The sequence below is a fragment of the Tateyamaria omphalii genome, from assembly GCF_014651375.1.
GTDB lineage: Bacteria > Pseudomonadota > Alphaproteobacteria > Rhodobacterales > Rhodobacteraceae > Tateyamaria > Tateyamaria omphalii.
Genome location: NZ_BMWT01000017.1, coordinates 1 through 2,040, shown reverse-complemented (window position 1 = coordinate 2,040; position 2,040 = coordinate 1). Strand labels below are relative to the sequence as shown.

General features: G+C 55.7%; 1 protein-coding gene. It reads left to right on the top strand.

Features of this window, described 5'->3' with window-relative positions; genetic code table 11:
* The first annotated feature begins 65 nt into the window (after positions 1-65).
* The gene (locus IE087_RS23420) at positions 66-1,940 is read left to right on the top strand and encodes a serine hydrolase (RefSeq protein ID WP_229801565.1); all 1,875 of its coding nucleotides are present in this window, start codon (positions 66-68) and stop codon (positions 1,938-1,940) included.
* Positions 1,941-2,040: the final 100 nt, after the last annotated feature.

Sequence of the window (2,040 nt, the reverse complement as noted above, 5' to 3'; positions counted from 1 at the left end):
CAACCAAGTGATGCGCAACGGGCCACCTGGTCCGTCTTTATTCTGACATCAACAAGGATTGATCAATGTCCCTATTTGACCCCGACGCCCTGAACTCCGGCCCTGCAAAAGCTTTGCAGGACTTTGCAAAAAGTAACGACGACGCGCCTGCGGTGCTCATGGAAATTGCACGCGGCGGTTTGTCGGTCCGTAATGCGGCTGGAACGACTGAGCGCGATGGCAATGAGGCTGCCAGCACGGACAACACATTTGAAGTTGGATCGCAGACCAAGATGATGACATCCGTGATTGTGCAACAGCTGGTCGGAGAAGGGGCTATTGATTTCGACGCCCCCCTGGCAGAGCAGATGGACATCACCGGCCTTGAGGACATCCCCAACATCGGAGAAGTCACGGTGCGCGAGTTGCTGGCAAATCGGTCCGGTATCCCTGATTTCGACACGATCCCGGGTCAGGGTGACTTGCCGGCATTCATCGAACAACTTTTGGCCAATCCAACTCAGCCATTGGGGCCTGACGGCTTGTTGGCGCTTGTCTCAGATCAGCCTGCTGACTTTGCGCCGGGTGAAAGCTACGCATACTCAAATACAAACTACCTGCTTCTACAGAAACTGATCGAACAAAAGACAGGCGACAGTTTTGCAGAAGTGATGTCCGACCGTATTTTCTCGGTTGCTGGCATGGATGACAGCTCAATGAGGTCCGAAGGCCAAACAGACGGTATGCTGCGGTCCTATGCGGAGCTTTTCCCTGGCAATGTCCTGGACGTCACAGATGTACCCATTGATTTTGGTGCAGCTGGCGGTGCTGTATCGACGACTTCAGACATGATCCGCTTCATGGATGCGTTACTGGTCTCTCGCACGCTGCTGCCACCCGATCAACTGGAAGAGATGCTGGATTTCCGTGCAGCGGATGGCACTCCAAGTCTGGATGGAGAAAGCCTTGGTCTGTCGTCAGGCATCGCGTTTGGGCAACAGTTCATTGGATTTGCGGGCGGTACCCTGGGCACCAACACAGCGACCTTCCTGCATGTCGAATCCGGAACTATCTTTTCGATTGCAGCGACGCTTTCCGAAGTCGAACCAACCGTGCTTTTGGTTCAGGCGTTTTCCGCAATTTACAACGATGAGTCATGGGCCAGCTTCGATCCATCGGACGAAAGCTTTACGATTGATGGCACAGCGGCCGAAATTTCGCTGACAGAGGATGAAGATGCACCCGGCGGACCAGAAACCGTGTTGGAACTGGGCAACGCCAGCCTGACCTTCGAAGGTCGGCTGAGTGATCTGGACACGGGCCGCTTTACCTTTTCGGACGGCTCGACCCTGTCGATCGGCACTGATGGTCGCGACTTCATTGACGTTCTCCGTCAAACACCAGATGCAGCGCACAGCGACAACCAACTGATCGGCGGCTCCGGCAATGATCATCTGCGTGGTGGCCATGGCGACGACAAGATCGACGGGGGTGAAGGACGCGATTTCATCCGGGGGCGCGATGGTGATGACAGCATTTCCGGTGGCGAGGGAAATGACTTTCTGCGCGGCGATCACGGGGATGACATCATCGACGGGGGTGACGGGCGCGATCACGTCCGTGGCGGTCACGGCGACGATACGTTGTCCGGCGGGGATGGCGATGACATGATCCGTGGTGGTGAGGGTGACGACATACTGAACGGCGGCACCGGGCGTGATCTGATGTGGGGCGGTGAAGGGGCAGACACCTTCGTCTTCCAGGAAAACTCTGGTCAGGATCGCATCTTTGGTTTCGACGCAGACGAAGACCGCCTGGATTTCTCGGAAACCGGACTGAGTTTCGAAGACCTGCAGATCGAAACCTATGGCTCCTACACACGGATCAGTTATGGCGATTCCGAACTGTCCGTCTTTAGCAACTCCTGCGAGCCCTTGACGGAAGACAGTTTTATCTTCTGAAGACGCGAAGGAAAAAGCGGGCGCGCACCACGATGCGCGCCCGCCATTTTAAAACTGCGGTTACATCATGGACCCCACACACCTGAACTTCGACGTTGAA